This window comes from Pseudomonas sp. Mn2068 (genome assembly GCF_049319725.1).
Lineage (GTDB): Bacteria > Pseudomonadota > Gammaproteobacteria > Pseudomonadales > Pseudomonadaceae > Aquipseudomonas > Aquipseudomonas gingeri.
Window position 1 is genome coordinate 235,869 of the sequence record NZ_JBMOUG010000009.1, and the last position, 17,161, is coordinate 253,029.

Annotated in this window: 11 protein-coding genes; 2 read left to right on the forward strand and 9 right to left on the reverse strand. The window is 64.8% G+C overall.

Annotated elements, in window-relative coordinates; all coding sequences use genetic code 11:
* Positions 1-86: 86 nt before the first annotated feature.
* Both ACL9RJ_RS21330 and ACL9RJ_RS21335 read right to left on the reverse strand, forming a co-directional pair.
* Positions 87-1,253, reverse strand: a complete 1,167-nt coding sequence (locus tag ACL9RJ_RS21330) for an MFS transporter (protein ID WP_103032740.1) — start codon at positions 1,251-1,253, stop codon at positions 87-89.
* A 205-nt stretch (positions 1,254-1,458) separates the two neighbouring features.
* Entirely contained in the window at positions 1,459-1,914 is a 456-nt protein-coding gene (locus tag ACL9RJ_RS21335) for a DoxX family protein (protein WP_017125796.1), read from the reverse strand.
* 158 nt (positions 1,915-2,072) lie between these two features.
* Between ACL9RJ_RS21335 and ACL9RJ_RS21340 the strand changes: the two genes are divergently transcribed.
* Entirely contained in the window at positions 2,073-2,993 is a 921-nt protein-coding gene (locus ACL9RJ_RS21340) for a LysR family transcriptional regulator (protein WP_017125797.1), read from the forward strand.
* A 6-nt stretch (positions 2,994-2,999) separates the two neighbouring features.
* Here the strand turns inward: ACL9RJ_RS21340 and ACL9RJ_RS21345 are convergent, their stop codons facing one another.
* Both ACL9RJ_RS21345 and ACL9RJ_RS21350 read right to left on the reverse strand, forming a co-directional pair.
* Positions 3,000-4,151, reverse strand: a complete 1,152-nt coding sequence (locus ACL9RJ_RS21345; protein WP_017125798.1) for a M14 family metallopeptidase — start codon at positions 4,149-4,151, stop codon at positions 3,000-3,002.
* A gap of 546 nt (positions 4,152-4,697) precedes the next feature.
* Complete coding sequence (locus ACL9RJ_RS21350) at positions 4,698-5,066, reverse strand: DUF6124 family protein (RefSeq protein ID WP_042935202.1); 369 nt, start codon at positions 5,064-5,066, stop codon at positions 4,698-4,700.
* A 129-nt stretch (positions 5,067-5,195) separates the two neighbouring features.
* On the opposite strand from ACL9RJ_RS21350, the gene ACL9RJ_RS21355 reads away from it, so the two are divergent.
* Complete coding sequence (locus ACL9RJ_RS21355; RefSeq protein ID WP_017125800.1) at positions 5,196-5,852, forward strand: LexA family protein; 657 nt, start codon at positions 5,196-5,198, stop codon at positions 5,850-5,852.
* A 219-nt stretch (positions 5,853-6,071) separates the two neighbouring features.
* Here the strand turns inward: ACL9RJ_RS21355 and ACL9RJ_RS21360 are convergent, their stop codons facing one another.
* The 5 genes from ACL9RJ_RS21360 to ACL9RJ_RS21380 form a co-directional block, all read right to left on the reverse strand.
* Positions 6,072-8,024 carry an acetyl/propionyl/methylcrotonyl-CoA carboxylase subunit alpha gene (locus ACL9RJ_RS21360; protein WP_103032739.1) on the reverse strand — a complete coding sequence of 651 codons (1,953 nt, stop codon included), beginning with the start codon at positions 8,022-8,024 and terminating at the stop codon, positions 6,072-6,074.
* On the reverse strand, positions 8,024-8,839 hold the full coding sequence (locus ACL9RJ_RS21365) for a gamma-carboxygeranoyl-CoA hydratase (RefSeq protein WP_017125802.1): 816 nt from the start codon (positions 8,837-8,839) through the stop codon (positions 8,024-8,026). The genes ACL9RJ_RS21360 and ACL9RJ_RS21365 overlap by 1 nt, the downstream gene beginning before the upstream one ends.
* Before the next feature lie 127 nt (positions 8,840-8,966).
* The gene (locus tag ACL9RJ_RS21370; protein ID WP_178991583.1) at positions 8,967-10,574 is read right to left on the reverse strand and encodes a carboxyl transferase domain-containing protein; all 1,608 of its coding nucleotides are present in this window, start codon (positions 10,572-10,574) and stop codon (positions 8,967-8,969) included.
* 11 nt (positions 10,575-10,585) lie between these two features.
* Positions 10,586-11,749, reverse strand: a complete 1,164-nt coding sequence (locus tag ACL9RJ_RS21375; protein ID WP_017125804.1) for an isovaleryl-CoA dehydrogenase — start codon at positions 11,747-11,749, stop codon at positions 10,586-10,588.
* 234 nt (positions 11,750-11,983) lie between these two features.
* Positions 11,984-16,978, reverse strand: coding sequence for a dermonecrotic toxin domain-containing protein (locus ACL9RJ_RS21380; protein ID WP_103032738.1), 4,995 nt, complete (start codon positions 16,976-16,978; stop codon positions 11,984-11,986).
* Positions 16,979-17,161: the final 183 nt, after the last annotated feature.

A 17,161-nucleotide genomic window follows, 5' to 3' on the forward strand; every position in this document is an offset into this window, starting at 1 on the left:
GCCGGCGATCGCATCGACGCGCTGTCCTGTCACTGCGCGTTGCCTGGATCGCCAGCAAGCCGGCCCCTGCAAAAGCGTGTGTCGACTCAGACCCGCAGGATCTTTCCGCCGATCGCCACGCCCACCAGCATCAGCGCGATCAGCAGGAACGCCAAGCTCAAGCTGCTGGCATGGGCGATAAAGCCGATCGCCGCCGGCCCCGCCAGAATCCCCGCATAACCCAGGGTGGTAATCGCCGGTATGGCGATGCTTTCCGGCATGACCTTCTGTTTCCCCACGGCGGTGTACAGCACCGGCACGATATTCGAACAGCCCGCGCCCACCAGGGCATAGCCGAGCAACGCCGCTTCCCAGGCCGGTGCCAGGGTGGACAGCGCCAGTCCGGCCGCGGCAGTGATACCGCCGATCACGATCACCCGTTTCGCCCCCAGGCGCCGGACGATGGCATCGCCGGTCAGGCGGCCGAGGGTCATGGTCAGGGCAAAGGCGGCGTAGCCGAGACCGGCATAGGCATCCGGCACCTGGCGTTCGGCATTGAGGAATACCGCGCTCCAGTCGAGCATCGCGCCTTCGGCGAGAAACACCACGAAGCACAGCAGGCCGATAAACAGCACCACGCCGTGAGGCACGGCAAAGGCCGGGCCGGAACTTTCGCTGCCATAGGGCAGCAGGTGCGGCGCGGCCTTGAGCAGGGCCAGGATCAGCAGCACGATCACCACGCCGATCGCCGCCAGTGGCGACAGCCCCAGGCCGAGCAGGGCGCTGACCCCGGCCGCGCCGGCAATCCCGCCAAGGCTGAACAAACCGTGGAAACCCGACATCATGGTCTTGCCGCTGGCCCGCTCGACGATCACCGCCTGCAGATTGACCGTGGAGTCCACCGAACCGAGCCCGGCGCCGAACAGGAACAGGCCGAGGATCAGCAGGGGCAGGGAACTGACGGTGGCCAGGAGGGGCAAGGCGAGGCAGATCAGCAGGGTGCCGACGGTCAGCACCCGTCGGCAGCCGAAACGCGAGGCCAGGGCACCGGCCACGGGCATGGCGATGATCGAGCCGACGCCCAGGCATAACAGCAGCAGACCGAGGGTGCCTTCATCGAGTCCGGCGCGGGCCTTGGCGTAGGGCACCAGCGGTGCCCAGGCGGCGACACCGAAACCGGCGATAAAGAAGGCGATACGGGTCGACATCTGTTCCAGGCGGCCCGGTTTGGTCGGGGCCTGTTTGGGCGGGGCGTGGGAGGAGAGGGCAGTCATGAAGCATCCTTGGCAATCCGGCAGACAACGCTGTGCAGCGCACTATCCTTGCACATCATGTCTGGTACGGCGAGGCCAAGGTCTGTCAGGCGCCGACAAGCCGGCGATGAGGCCAGCGGGCCTTGCATCGCCTGACCGGCCGCTATCGCCGGCAAGCCGGCGCCTGCAGGTGTGGTTCCCGCTCAACCGGGCGGGGAGTCCGATCTCAACCGCGGCGACGGGCGTCCAGGCTGAAACGCCCGGCACCGAAGGCCACCACCTGCAACAGGCCACCGGTCATCGCGATGTTCTTGAAGAAATGGATGAACTGATTCTGGTCGGCCAGGTGATTGTGGAAGGCCAGGGCGGTGGCGAGGGTGAAGACGGCCATCACCAGCGCGACCAGGCGGGTCCGGTAGCCGAGGATCAGCAGCAGGCTGCCGCCGATTTCGACGGCGATCGCCACGATCAGCGCCAGTTGCGGGAACGGCAGGCCGGCCGAACCGATGTAGCCGAGCATGGCACTGGGATCGGCGACTTTCGAGAAACCGGAGAGCAGGAAGATCACGCTGAGCAGGATCCGCCCGGCCAGGGCGACACCGGCGGATGCGGAGGTATTGTCGGACAGCGAGCCGAGGGCAGAATGAGCTGTGGTGTTTTGAGACAGGGTGCTTTGAGACATGAGAAGTACCTGATAAAAAGCGGCGCGACCCCTATGGCGCGTCGGACTGGTGAGCAGTCTGCCATTGGCGTAACGTACGCAATAGTCGAATAATTTCGAGTATCAGATTCGATTTTATCGAACATTGCTCTCGTCCTTCCGCCCACCGAGACCTTGTCATGAGCACCAATCCCGGAACCCCCACCCTCGACCAGCTACGGGTGCTGCTGACGGTCGTCGAAACCGGCAGCTTCGCCGGTGCCGCGCGCAAGCTCAGTCGTGCCACGTCGGTGATCAGCTACACCATCGCCAACCTGGAGCTGCAACTGGGGGTGCAACTGTTCGATCGCACCACCACCCGCAAGCCGCAACTGACCGACGCCGGCCGTACGGTGCTGGCCGAAGCCCGGACCATCTACAACGGCATCGATGGCCTGCGGGCCAAGGTCAAGGGCTTGTTGCAGGGATTGGAGGGCGAAATCCATCTGGTGGTCGATGTGATGTTGCCGGCGGCGCGCCTGGTGGATGTGCTCAAGGGGTTTCGCGCGGAGTTTCCCACGGTACTCCTGCATCTGCATGTGGAAGCCCTGGGCGCGGTGGCGCAACTGGTGCTGGAGGGGCGGGCGAGTGTCGGTGTCAGTGGTTTCTTCAGTCGCGGCATGGCCGGGCTGGAACGGGTCGGGGTGGGTAGCGTCGAGCTGATTTCAGTGGCGTCCCCCGATCACCCGCTGGCCCAGGGCCTGAACCTGCCCGGCGCCGGGCGCGAGCACGTGCAACTGGTACTGTCGGACCGCTCGACGTTGACCCGCAACCAGGAGTTCGGCGTGCTCGGCACCCGCACCTGGCGTCTGGCGGACCTGGGGTCGAAGCTGATGCTGCTGCGCGAGGGCGTGGGCTGGGGCAACATGCCCGCGCCGATGGTCGCCGAGGATCTGGCCAGCGGGCGTCTGGTGCGCCTGGACCTGCCGGATATGCGCGGCGGGCCCTACGGCCTCGATGCGATCTACCGCACCGATACGCCACCGGGGCCGGCGGCGTCCTGGTTGATCGCACGGCTGGTGGCGCAGGTCGAGACGCCGCCCATCTGTACGGTCCGCTAGACGAGGTCAGCGCAGGCGGCCGACGATATCGGCAATGCTGCTCAGCACGTCCTTGCCCAGTTGCGCGGAGCGTTTGCCGGACCAGCCGGTGCGCGCATCCGGTGCGTCATCGTTGTCCTTGAACGGCATTTCCAGGGTCAGCGACAGGCAGTCGTACTGCTGGCCGACGCTGTTGCAGGCCAGGGTCATATTGGCTGCGCCGGGCAGGTCGCGGGTGTAGCCGTGGGTGGTCTGGAAGTCCCGGGTAAGCGCACTGAGGTGGCTGCGGAAATGGTGTTCGAGGTCGGCGATACGCGGGGTGTAGCCCGGGTTGCCTTCGCCGCCGGCGGTGAACACATAGGGGATTTCCTCATCGCCATGGATATCGAGGAACAGGTCGACGCCGTACTGGGCCATCTGTTGCTGGACAAAGAACACTTCCGGACTGATCTCCGCACTGGCGCTCTGCCAGGCACGGTTGAGGTCCTGGCCCATGGCGTTGGTGCGCAGGTGTCCATGGAACGCCCCGTCGGGGTTCATGTTGGGCACCAGGTACAGGTCGGCAGCGGCCAGCAGGGCTTGCAGTTGCGGATCGTGCTGTTCCTGTAGGCGCTCGATCACCCCCTCCATGAACCACTCGGCCATATGTTCGCCCGGATGCTGCTGGGCGATGATCCAGACCTTGCGTTTACCCGGCGCGCCGTCGCCCTTGCGCAGCAGCGGGATATCCCGGCCCTCGGCGCTTTTGCCGGTGGCCAGCAGTTCGGTACCGGCATGGCTCAGGGCCTGTTCGATCAGCCAGTCGTGCCGTTCGCGGCTGTAGGGTTCGAAATAGGCGAACCAGGCCTGGGGCTGTTCGGCCTGGAACTGGATATGCAAGCTTTCACCGTCGAAGCGCGTGTCGGTGCGGAACCAGTCGTGGTGATCGTGGGACGCGGCGGCGCGATAGCCGGTCCAGGCCTTGTTGTACGAGGACTGGCTGGCATTGCTCAGTTCGAAGGTATAGGTCTGTCCCGGTTGCAGGCCTTCGACCTTGAAATGGAACCACTGGAAATGGTGGCTGCGGGTGTCTGGCTCGATGGCCAGCAGCAGGTGCTGCGGGTTGCTGGCATCCAGTACCTGGATATTGCCGCTGTCGAAGTCGCTGCTGATTTTGAGTGAGGGCAGAACCACGGTCATAGTCTGTGTACCTGAATATGATGTCTTGTGGTTGCTACTGTACACGGCGGGCGGTCGTTGGCCGAGCCGCAGAAAGCCTGGAGCGGGGAAGGGGGCGTCGTCCATGACGCCGCGCCAGCTTAGTGTTTGTGATATTGATTCTCAAGTACTTCCATGGTTTTTCCGTTCTCCTACCCGGGATGACGGACTTTCGCTCGTCGATGTTCCTTTGCTATCATCCGCGCCATCGCGACTGCCCCATCGAGATGGCAGCGCCAAAGTCTTCATTAGCCTGAAGCAAAGCCCGTAAAACGGGTGCAAAAAAAAGACCCGGCAAAAAGCCGGGTCAAAAACCGTGATTAGCCTGATGAGGAGATAATCCAGAGTCCGACCTAAGGTCTCCGGGTTATCGACTGATCTCGCGATCAGCTGCTTGCAATAATAATCATTATCATTTGCAAGTCAAATGTTTTCCTGTCTCTCCTGGAAATTATTTTTCCACTCCTCTCTCCAGACTCCACTCTGTTTCGCTGGCTGCCCTGCACCGGCGGTGCGTTCGCGCGCCCTTCACATTCCCGGGCATTCCGCGCTCAGGGCCCGGTCGACCATGGCCTTGGCCATGTCGACCATGTACACCACGGAAAAGGCCAGGTCGCGGGATGAGCCCTGCAGGGCATCGGCGGCCTCATAGGCCGTGGCGGCCGCGCAACGCAGCAGGTCCGAGGCATGGACCATGGCCTCCTCGACGCTGAGGTTCTCGCGCACGGCGAACAGCTTGTCTTCGTCAGGTCGGCAGGCACCCTCGTCGGAGAGGGGGCCGGAAACGCTTGGTTTCAAATAATAGTCGAGCGCGCGTTGGGCCGCGTGCCTCCCCTTGAGCGAATTACAGGGGGACATGGTGTGGAAATCGGTCATGTGCTTGGGTGTGGAAGTCATGGAAAACCTGCCTTTGAGGAAGAAGTCGCATCAGCGTTACAAGCCTAGTACTAACCGTATTTTTATGTTTGTCACATATAATACAGTTTGTGTATTGAACGGCGGAATACAGCCCGTATTGTTCCGCCCATGGATAAATGGATTGCCTTGGTGAGAGCCAAGCTGCGCGAGCTAGACCTCACGCAAGAGAAACTCGGAGAACGCGTTGGGGTATCCCAGGGCGGTGTCGGTCATTGGCTGAACAAACGGCGCCAGCCGGATCTCGAAAGCATGAACAAGGTGCTCCAGGCCCTGGGACTCGGGCATCTGGAGGTCGTGCTGGTGATCCGTGACCGTTCGGTGGCGGCGCAGGACCCGTCGGAGCGGGACGGGCAGGCCTATGACATCACCTCGGCGTTCCGCTACCCGGTCAGCGACTGGCATTCAGTGGTGCCGGCGCGGGAGACGGATGTGGGGGATTACCGCAAGACGCACTATGAGGTGACCGATCATTACGCCTCGGGAGCGGCGTTCTGGCTGAAGGTGGCGGGGGATGCGATGACCGCGCCGGTGGGCACCAGCGTCCCCGAGGGCATGCTGATCCTGGTGGACCCCGACCTCGACGCCGAACCCGGCAAGCTGGTGATTGCCCGCCTGCGGGACAGTGAGGAGGCGTTTTTCCGGCAGTGGGTGGAAGAGGGCGGCCAGCGCTACCTGAAACCGCTGAACCCGACTTATCCGAAGATTTTGTTTACCGAGGACTACAGCATTATCGGTGTGGTCGTACAGGCCACCACCAAGTTCTAAAGGTGACCGATTGGAGCTGGCTTGCCAGCGATGACGATGCCAGCCGCGCCGCCGCTTTCGCGGGCAAGCCCGCTCCCACAGGATGGGGGCTCGCCATGGACTATGGTCCAGACTGGAACCCTGTAGGAGCTGGCTTGCCAGCGATGGGGTCAGCAAGCCTTGCAGTGCCGATAAGGACGCCATCGCCGGCAAGCCGGCTCCTGCATGTCGCGGTGCCGGTTACTCCTGCAGTTCCACCAACGCACTGCCCTCGCTGACCATCTCGCCTTCCTGGCAATACAACGCCTTGACCACGCCGGCCTGGGGCGTGCGAATGCTGTGCTCCATCTTCATGGCTTCGAGCACCACCAGTTGGGTCCCGGCCTCGACGCTCTGGCCGACCTGCACCAGTACCCGGACGATATTGCCGTTCATCGGTGCCGTCAGGCCCCCCTGATGGCCGTGGCTGGCCTCGACCGCGGCAATCGGGTCGAAGGCGCTGATCGCCAGCAGCTCGCCTTGCCATTGCAGATAGAGGTTATCGCCCTGGCGGATGGCCCGATAGCGGCGGCGAATACCCTGGCGTTCGATGGACAGGGATTCGCCGTGCCACTCGACTCCCACACCCTGGTCCGGAACCAGGGTCAGGGCGCGGTCTTCGCCCCTGCAACTCAGGTGCAGGGCGGTTTCGGCCGGCAGCCCGCCGCGAAAGCCGTTGCCACTGGCCCAGGGCGAGCCGGGATCATCGGCGCGTGGCGTCGCCGCCAGGCCGCAGGACCAGGCCCGGGCCGCCACCTGCCAGAACTCGTCGCAGAGTTCGCCGGCAGCCGGCAGCAGTTGTTCCTGATAACGCGGGATAAAGCCGGTATCCAGTTCCGCCGCGGCAAAGGCCGGGTGGCCGATGATCCGCCGGAGGAAACCAAGGTTGGTCTTCAGCCCGCCAACGGCGAATTCGTCGAGCATCGCCAGCAGGCGCAAGCGCGCCTGTTCACGGGTTTCGCCCCAGGCGATCAGCTTGCCGAGCATCGGGTCGTAGAAGGGCGACACACTGTCGCCTTCGGCCACTCCGCTGTCGACCCGGCGTCCCGGTCCGGCGGCCGATTCACGGTAGACCTCGAGACGCCCGGTGGCGGGGAGGAAGTCGTTGCCCGGATCCTCGGCGTACAGGCGCACTTCGATGGCGTGGCCCAGCAGCGGCACCTGCTCCTGGCTGATCGGCAGGGCTTCGCCGCTGGCAACGCGAATCTGCCAGGCCACCAGGTCGAGGCCGGTGATGGCTTCCGTGACCGGATGCTCGACCTGCAGGCGGGTGTTCATCTCCATGAAGAAAAAATCGCCGCGCGAATCCAGCAGGAACTCGACGGTGCCAGCACCGACATAACCGATGGCCTGGGCCGCGCGTACCGCCGCCTCGCCCATGGCCTGGCGCAACTCCGGGCTCAGGCCGGGTGCCGGCGCTTCCTCGACGACTTTCTGGTGGCGGCGCTGGATCGAACAGTCGCGTTCGTTGAGGTACAGACAGTTGCCGTGCTGGTCGGCGAACACCTGGATTTCCACATGACGGGGCTTGAGCAGGTACTTTTCCACCAGCATCCGCGAATCGCCGAACGACGACTGGGCTTCGCGCTGCGCCGAGGCCAGGGCTTCGGCCAGCTGGCTGACGTCCTCGACCACCTTCATGCCCTTGCCGCCACCGCCGGCGGTGGCCTTGAGCAGCACCGGGTAGCCGATCAGTTCGGCGGCGCTGCGGAAGGTGTCCAGGTCCTGGGCCTCGCCGTGATAACCGGGCACCAGCGGCACGCCCGCGGTGGTCATCAGCGCCTTGGCCGCGGACTTGCTGCCCATGGCGTCGATGGCGGCGGCGGGCGGGCCGAGGAAGACCAGTCCGGCGGCCTCGATGGCCCGGGCAAACGCGGCGTTTTCCGAGAGGAAACCGTAGCCGGGGTGAATGGCCTGGGCACCGCTGGCCTGGGCGGCGGCGATCAGTTTGTCGATCTGCAGATAGCTGTCGGTGGCCTTGCTGCCGCCCAGGTCGACGCGGATGTCGGCTTCACGGCTGTGGCGGGCATCCCGGTCGATGGCACTGTGCACGGCGACGGTGGTCAGGCCCATGGCCTTGGCGGTGCGCATCACCCGGCAGGCGATTTCGCCACGGTTGGCGACCAGTATGGAAGTGATCACGGGGGCGCTCATCAACGGGGCTCCTTGGCAGTCGGTTCGGCTTGCCAGCCCGGCGGGCGTTTTTGCAGGAAGGCGCGCAGGCCCTCCTGGCCTTCGGGGCTGACCCGGATACGGGCAATGGCGTTTTCGCAGTAACGCCGCAGGGAGGGGGTGAGGGCACCGCTGCCGACTTCGCGCAGCAGTTCCTTGCTCACCCGCATCGCCTGGGGACTGTTGAGCAGCAGGTTGTCGATCCAGGCCTCGACCTGGCGATCCAGCTCGGTCGCCGGGTAGCTTTCGGCCAGCAGCCCCAGCTCACGGGCGCGCACGCCGCTGAAACGCTCGGCGGTCAGGGCGTAGCGGCGGGCGGCGCGTTCGCCGATGGCCTGGACCACGAACGGGCTGATCACCGCCGGGGCCAGGCCGATGCGCACTTCCGAAAGGCAGAACTGCGCATCGTCGGCACCGATGGCCATGTCGCAACAGCCGATCAGGCCGAGGGCTCCGCCATAGGCCGCGCCCTGCACCACGGCCAGGGTCGGGACCTTCAGGCGGGCCAGGTTGTACATCAGTTCGGCCAGTTCGCGGGCGTCGTCGAGGTTGGTGTGGTAGTCCAGTTCGGCCGACTGCTGCATCCAGGCCAGGTCGGCACCGGCGCTGAAGTGCCGGCCGCGAGCCCGCAGCACGAGGAAGCGCAGGGCCGGGTTGGCCTGGACCTTGTCCAGCGCGAGAATCAGCTCGCGGATCATCTCGGCGTTGAAGGCGTTGTTCTTGTCCTCGCGACTGAGCCACAGGGTGGCGAAGCCACGTGGGTCGGTCTGCAGTTCCAGGGTGTTGAAATCGGTCATGGTGTCGGGTCCTGTGCAGCGGTGTCTGTTGCCTTGTCGACTGGAGTCAGACCGGCGGGAGATTCCATGTGTGCAGGCGATGCCAACCCTGTGGGAGCGGGCAAGCCCGCTCCCACAGTCAGGGGGATCACATCCGGAACACGCCGAAGCGGCTCGGTTCGATCGGTGCGTTGAGCGAGGCCGAGAGCGCCAGACCGAGGATCTCGCGGGTCTGCGCCGGATCGATCACGCCGTCGTCCCACAGTCGTGCGCTGGAGTAGTACGGATGACCCTGGTGCTCGTACTGGTCGAGGATCGGTTGCTTGATCTCGGCCTCCTGTTCGGCCGAAAAGCCCTGGCCGGTGCGCTCGCTCTGTTCGCGCTTGACCTGCACCAGCACGCCCGCCGCCTGCTCGGCGCCCATCACGCCGATCCGCGCGTTGGGCCACATCCACAGGAAGCGCGGGTCGTAGGCCCGGCCGCACATGCCATAGTTGCCGGCACCGAAGCTGCCGCCGATGATCACGGTGAACTTCGGCACCCGCGCACAGGCCACGGCGGTGACCAGCTTGGCGCCATGCTTGGCGATACCGCCGGCCTCGTATTTCTGGCCGACCATGAAACCGGTGATGTTCTGCAGGAACAGTAGCGGGATACCGCGCTGGCAGGCCAGTTCGATGAAGTGCGCGCCTTTCTGCGCGGCCTCGGCGAAGAGGATGCCGTTGTTCGCCAGGATCGCCACGGGATAACCGTGCAGGTGGGCGAAACCGCAGACCAGGGTGGTGCCGAACAGCGCCTTGAATTCATCGAACAGCGAACCGTCCACCAGCCGGGCGATCACTTCACGCACGTCGAAGGGTTGCTTGGCATCGGCCGGGATCACGCCGTACAGCTCGTCGGCGCCATGCAGCGGGGCAATCGGCGCGCGTTGCCGCAACTCGCCGAGCTTGCGCCAGTTGAGGTTGGCGACACTGCGCCGGGCCAGGGCCAGGGCGTGTTCGTCGCTGTCGGCATAGTGGTCGGCCACGCCGGAGATCCTGCAGTGCACATCGGCACCGCCCAGGTCCTCGGCGCTCACCACTTCACCGGTGGCGGCCTTCACCAGCGGCGGGCCGGCGAGGAAGATGGTCGCCTGCTGGCGGACCATGATCGCTTCGTCGGCCATGGCCGGTACATAGGCGCCGCCGGCGGTGCAGGAGCCCATGACCACGGCGATCTGCGGGATGCCCATGGCGCTCATGTTGGCCTGGTTGAAGAAGATCCGCCCGAAGTGCTCGCGGTCCGGGAACACTTCATCCTGGCGCGGCAGGTTGGCGCCGCCGGAGTCCACCAGGTAGATGCACGGCAGGCGGTTCTGCTGGGCGATGGTCTGTGCCCGCAGGTGTTTTTTCACGGTCAGCGGGTAATAGGAGCCGCCTTTGACCGTCGCATCGTTGGCGACGATCATGCATTCGACACCTTCGACGCGACCGATCCCGGCGATCACCCCGGCCGCCGGCACCTCTTCGCCATACACCTCATACGCCGCCAGTTGGCTGATTTCCAGGAACGACGAACCGGGATCGAGCAGGCGGTTGATGCGTTCGCGGGGCAGCAGCTTGCCCCGCGAGGTGTGCCGTTCCTGGGCCTTCGGTCCGCCGCCCTGTTGCACCTGGGCCAGCAGCGAACGCAGGGCCACCACCTGTTCGAGCATCGCCGCGCGGTTGTCGGCGAACTCCGCCGAGCGCGGGTTGAGTTGCGTGTGCAGGATTGCCATGTGCGCGCCCCTCAGCGGGTTTCGTTGAACAGTTCGCGGCCGATCAGCATGCGACGGATCTCGCTGGTGCCGGCACCGATTTCATACAGCTTGGCGTCGCGCAGCAGGCGTCCAGCGGGGAATTCGTTGATATAGCCGTTGCCGCCGAGGATCTGGATCGCTTCCAGGGCCATCTGGGTCGCGCGCTCGGCGCTGTAGAGAATCACCCCGGCGGCGTCCTTGCGCGTGGTCTCGCCGCGTTCGCAGGCGCGGGCCACGGCGTACAGGTAGGCGCGGCTGGCGTTGAGCTGGGTGTACATGTCGGCGATCTTGCCCTGGATCAGCTGGAACTCGCCGATGCTCTGGCCGAACTGCTTGCGGTCGTGGATATAGGGCACCACCAGGTCCAGGCAGGCCTGCATGATCCCGGTCGGGCCACCGGAGAGCACCACGCGCTCGTAGTCGAGGCCGCTCATCAGTACTTTCACGCCGCCGTTGAGGGTGCCGAGGATATTTTCTTCGGGCACTTCGACGTCATCGAAGAACAGCTCGCAGGTGTTGGAGCCGCGCATGCCGAGCTTGTCGAACTTGTTGCCGCGACTGAAGCCTTTCCAGTCGCGCTCGACGATAAACGCGGTGATGCCGTGGGCGCCCTTTTCCAGGTCGGTCTTGGCGTAGATCACGTAGGTGTTGGCGTCGGGGCCGTTGGTGATCCAGGTCTTGCTGCCGTTGAGCACGTAGTGGTCGCCGCGACGGTCGGCGCGCAGCTTCATCGAGACCACGTCGGAGCCGGCGTTGGGTTCGCTCATGGCCAGGGCGCCGATGTGTTCGCCGCTGATCAGTTTCGGCAGGTAGCGGGTTTTCTGCGCATGGTTGCCGTTACGGTTGATCTGGTTGACGCAGAGGTTGGAGTGCGCGCCGTAGGAGAGGGCCACCGAGGCCGAACCGCGACTGATTTCTTCCATCGCCACGACATGGGCCAGGTAGCCGAGGCCGGCACCGCCGTACTCTTCCGGCACAGTGATGCCCAGCAGGCCCATGTCGCCGAACTTGCGCCACATGTCGGCGGGGAACAGGTTGTCCACGTCGATTTGCGCCGCCCGTGGCGCCAGCTCCCGGGCGACGAAGCCCTGCACCTGGTCGCGGAGCATGTCGAGGGTTTCGCCGAGGTCGAAGTTCAGGGTCGGATAGCTCATGAGGCACCTTTTGTTATGGAATGAGCAAGGCAGGAGTGTCAGTGGTTATTGACCTTTACGTTAACGTAAAGCCGATGGCGTCGGCTGTCAATTGGACATTTCCACGGCGCTGTTTTTCCACGGGTGGGGCTTTCTGCGGGGGATCGCTTCAGGGAGTGCTCCGGGGCGAGCGGGGTGGCCCGCTCGCCCTCCATCAGGGTTCGGCTCGGGGTTGGCGGCGCAGCCCCGGCGGGGTCAGCGCGCCATGCCGTGCTCCTTCAGCGCCTCCGCGGTCAGGCGCTCCATCTCGTCGCTGTGCTCACGGGCGATGGCTTGGTAGAGGTTCTGGTATTCGGCATCGGTCATGACGCGGGCGAACACTTCCGTCTCGGGCTTGCCCAGGGTGGCGGCCGAGGCTTTCATGACAGCCTGCAGACGGGTCTTTTCCTCCTCGGGCAGAGCGTCATCGCCGAACCAGCGCTCCTGTGCCGATTGCAGGTCCAGCAGGGCGTCGCTCTTGGCCTCGCGCAACGCTTCCTTCACGCTGAGCTCCTGCAGGTACTGGACCTCCAGGTAGTCCCTCCAGAACTCCTGCGCGATGATCTGCCGGACCCCGTCCATGGGCTGCCGTTCCTGTTCGAGGATAGCCTGGTAGACGGCCTCGATCTGGTCCGGGGTGACCCCGGTAATCCTGCCGAAAAGCATCTTCGAGGCCTGCCAGGGCAGTTCCAGGCGTTGCGCCAGACCGATGCGAAAGGCCAGGTAGACTTCCGCATCATCGGGATGCCAACCCGCGTCCCGGCGTTCCTGGATCAGGGCCCGGGCCTGGGCGTTGGTGCGATCCAGGCGTGACTTGGCCCTGGCCAGTTGCAGCAGTTTCGCCTCGATCTTCTGGGCATCCGGCTCGGCGTAGGCTTCATGGAGCAGCACGTCGAGACCCATGTCGCTGAACGCCACGGCGATGCCGTCGGCACAGGCGTGTGACTGCGGCGCGGTGGCCCTGAGAAACAGCTTCTCGCGCAGTTCGGTGTCCTCGGCGGCGCCACGGACCATGCGCCGGACCTTGTCCAGGAGCCCCGGGCGAGCGTCTGCCTCTTTATAATCGGCCGATAGTGCCAGGTCGCCGATCACCCGGAAAAACGCTTCGGACTGCTCCACCGGCTCCTCGCTGGCCAGGCTCATCCAGGTGGCGCGAAAGGCCTGCTGCTCCTGGCTGTCGAGTCCTTGCAACCAGGGACTTTCGTCGCGGGAGGCGGGGGGGCGCGAGCCCTGCGGACTGTGCACCGGCGAATCGTCGCTGCTGAGGTTGCTATCCGAATCCGAGTCGGCCGGTATGTCCAGCCCCAGGTCGATCCCGGTTTCCGTGTGATAGTCCAGGGCATCGTTCACGTAAAAGGGTTCGAGGGGATTGCCGTAGAGATTGAGGGTGCGGGCGATCCGTTGACCGGCTTCGCTGGTATCCAGGACCGATTGCGGGATCATGGTCAGTTCGTTCTCGCTCAGGTCCAGGTGGGTCAGGGCCGGCAGGTCCGTGAAACCGGTCGGCCATTGGGTGAGCCCGGTGTTGCGCAGGCCGATCCGGGTCAGTTCGCGCATCGCGCTGAAATCCGGCGAACGGCCCAGGGTCGGATTATTGCTCAGGTTGAATTCCCGCAGGTGGGTGAGTCCGCCGAGCAGGGTGGCGCTTTCCTCGGTCAGAACGATCTGGTTGCCGCCCAGGTTGAGGTGGGTGAGTTCGGACATCGAGCCCAGCGCCGCGGGAATCTCGGTCAGCCCGCCACCGCTGATATACAGGCGCTTCAGTTGCGGGAATCCCTCGAGGAACGCGTTCAGTCCCTGGGTGATGTCCGCATGGCCCAGGGTCAGGAGCACTTCGCTGACATGGCTGAAGTTGGCCGACAGCGCCGGCAGCCGGGCGGTCGGTTCGTGGAGGACGAAGCTGAGCCGGTAGGCTTGTCCATAGGGGGTCTGGGTGAACTCCCGGCGCCAGCATTGCTTGACCGACTGGGCCATGAACTCTCTGACCATCCTTTGCACGTTGGACGGTGGCGTCAGACCGACCCAGGCATCGAGTTCCGCGCACAAGGTGTTGTATTCGATCTCCAGTTCTTCCAGGCGGTGCACCGCCGCGACGTCGTTCAGGCCGCGCATGCCGAGAAAGGCCTCGACATCTCGCCAGGGATGTTCGGGGTAAAGGCGTCGCGTCAGCTCGGTAAAGGCCAGGGAGCGAGTGCCGGGAATTCGCTGCGTCGCCTCGCTTTCGGCGGCGGCAGCGCTGGCGCGGCGGCCGGCCAGGCGCATGGGCGGCGTGGGGTTGGGCTTGGTGGGCGGTGCGCCGAGGAGTTTCTCCATCTCCTTGCGTGGTGGCAATGGCTGGTCGAGCACGGCCTGCTTGAGGTTGGCCGCTTCATGGGGGCTGGGAAAGCCGAGGGCCTTGCGCTCGGTGTCGGGCAGGGCGTGCAGGACGCTGCTGTAGAGATTGTCCGGACCGTGCAGTTCCTGGCCCAGGGCGTCATAGGCTTCGTACTGGCCGTCCGTCTTGACCAGGACCTTGCGGATCGGCGCCTGCTCCTGGCCGAGGCTGTCGAGCAAGGATCCGCCGAAGTGCGGCTCGCGGATTTCCAGGCGGATCTGGTCCGACCAGCCCGGCAACTTGCCGATCTGGCTGAGGATCAGCCTGTCGGCATCGGGGTTGTTCGTGGCGTCCAGATACAGCCCTTCCTGGGTTCGCGCCAGGCGCAGGTTGCGCCTGTAGTAGCGGGCTTCTTCGGCCAGTCGCAACGGTACGCGGCGGGACTTGAGCAGCAGCCGTTGCTCGGCCGGACTGGCGTTTCTGGACAGTTCCTCGGCGATCGGCGTCGACAGCTCGGGAAATGCCTGGCGGATCAAGGCGACGGCGGGGTCGTTGCTCTGGGTGCGATAGCGATAGTGTGAATCGAACAGCGCTGCCCGGCGGCGGGTGGCCTGGGTCGCGAGCTTGCGCCGCAGCGCCACGGTACGCGCCTCCAGGCTGATGGGGCCGGCGCCGAAGTCTTCGCCCAGCAAGCTGCGGATCTCGCTCTCGTCGAGATTGACCAGGACCTTTTGCAGCAACTGGTTGGCGTTGAGTCCGGGCCATTGCAGGTCGATGCGCTGCAGCGATTGCAACTGGCCGCCGGGGTATTCCTTCAGCGGGGCGCCGTGACGGTCCAGCAGGCGCAGCACTTTCGAGGGCGGCCAGACCGGTTCGCTGGTGAGCAATTGCAGTTCCATGTGCAGCTCATCCAGTGAACTGTTGGCCGCGCCACCGCTTTGCAGACGTTGCACCAGGGCCTTGAGGTCCTGGTCGAGCGTGAAGCGGGTCACGCTGTCTTCGAGCAGGGCCGGAGGTGGTGCCTGGTCCAGGTGCAGCCTGCGCAGGATGCCGTCGTCGACTTCGCTCAGTCGCATGATTCTTTGCGCCGCCGCCGGGTCCAGGCTGGCCGCATCCGGCCCCAGTCGGGAAAACAGCTGCGGCTGTTGCCACTGCAAGGGGTTCTCGAACTGATGGAGCCAGGCGCCCTTGCCATTGTGATAGACCAGCGGCGCGTAGGCATCGGGGTTGCTCGGGTGCTGCAAGTGGAAGCGGTTGGCGCTGGCGCCGGGGCGGATCCGGTAGTGGCGGCCGTCGAGCCCCAGGTAGGTCTTGTCCTGATGGTGATAGAGCCCGTTGGCATCGACTTTCAGTTCCGATTTGTCGGGCAGGGGGTGTTCATAAGGGGCCAGGTCGGGTTTCCACAGCGCCGGCTTGCCTTGTGGCGACTGGATCGGCTTGAGCCCTTCGACAAACGATGCCCCTTCGACCTCGCGGGTCAGCGCGGTTCCCGCCCCCAGCAACTCGACATTCAGCAGCACGCCGATAAAACCGAGCACCGCCTGCATTTTCTCGTCATGGCGCCATTCTTCGATGCCGTTGTAGAGCTGCACGATCATTTGCGCGGCGGCCACCGCGAGCATCGCCTCGCCGAGTCCGGGGACCAGGAACAGTAGGTTGATGCCCCAGTTCAGCAACGCGTGCAGGCGCGTCAGCCGGGTCTTCTTGTCCTCGTCGTCCGTGGGCACCGCGCTGACGCGGGCGTCGTCGAGTTTCTTGATGGTTTGCAGGTCGCAGAACTCGTCGAAAGGGCTGTCGCCCAGCGAGCTTTTCTGCAGGTTCAGGCTGGCTTGCGGGGCCGCCTTGCGCTGTCCGCTGGCGGGGTCGAGGGGGTTCAGGCAATCGTCGAGGGCCTGGAAGAAAGCCGGTTGCGTGCGCAGGTGCACATACCGCTGGAAGAACGCCTGGTAGGTTTTATCCCGCAGGCGTTCCCTGAGCTCGTCATGGAATGCCGTGACGGACGGATAGCGCTTGACGGCCTGTTGCGGATCGCCTGCCAGGTAGGCGACGCAGGGCAGGTCGCTGTTGCTGGCCGGGACGCTGTGCTCGATCAGCAGCACACCCTTGAGCAACGCGCCCCAGGAGCCGCTGTCGACGTTGGGAAAGTCCAGCAGGCTGAGGGAGTGGCAGTGTACCGGGCGATTGTCCCAGCGGGTGGGCTGCGCCGGGTCGAGCAGGCTTTGCAGCATCTGGTAGGCCGGCTGGTCCAAGTGGCCCTGGATCAGGGCGATTTCCGCTCCCAGCGCCAGTTCGTCGCGTTGTTGTTGCTCGAAGAGGGCCTTGAACAGCGGCAGTGGGCGGCCATGCTGGGTGGGCAGGAGAAAATGCTCGACGTGCTGCTTGTACTGGCCGCCGAGGTCGAGCTGGCGGCAGACGGCGGCGAAATCCGCCGGGGTGATGGGTTTCTTCAGCATCGCGGTGCTTTTGCGCAGGATGGCCGAGCCGCTGTCGAAACCGAAGCGACCGGTTTCGCTGCTTTCGAAGTTCTGCAGGGCGGCCTGCAGCAGGCTCTGCACGAGGGTGCTCTCCTGGCGCGGCGCGCCGAGGGTGGCGGCGGCCAGGATATGCACGTGGCGGAGCTGGTCGTGGTGGATGTCCAGGCCCGGGCCGTAGTGCTCGTCCAGGGCCCTGGACAGGAGCGGGGCGGCAAAGTCCTTGACGCTTTTGAAACCTTGCAGATAACGCCCCAGCAGGGCCTTGGAGCTCTGGCTCTGCTTGAGGCGCGTGGCGAATGCCCGGCGACGGGCGAGGGGCGCCTGGGCCAGCCAGGTGGGCAGTTGCTTGAGCAGCAGGCGATGGTTGCGGATCGATCGAACCGTTGCGGTTGGCGTGGCAGGTGTGGATTGCGGGTTGCTCATGTAGGTCAACTTCTTCCGTGAACGAGGCTTCAGCTTATGCTGAATGTGGGCCCGTAAAAGTTGAAAAAATTGAGCTTTATCAGTGGGTTGTGATCGATAATTTGTACCGTTGAAGTAGCCGGTTATGGGCTTTTGGCCAGGCTCCCGTGTTAAGCGGCCCTGATCGCTCCCACGCTGGAGCGT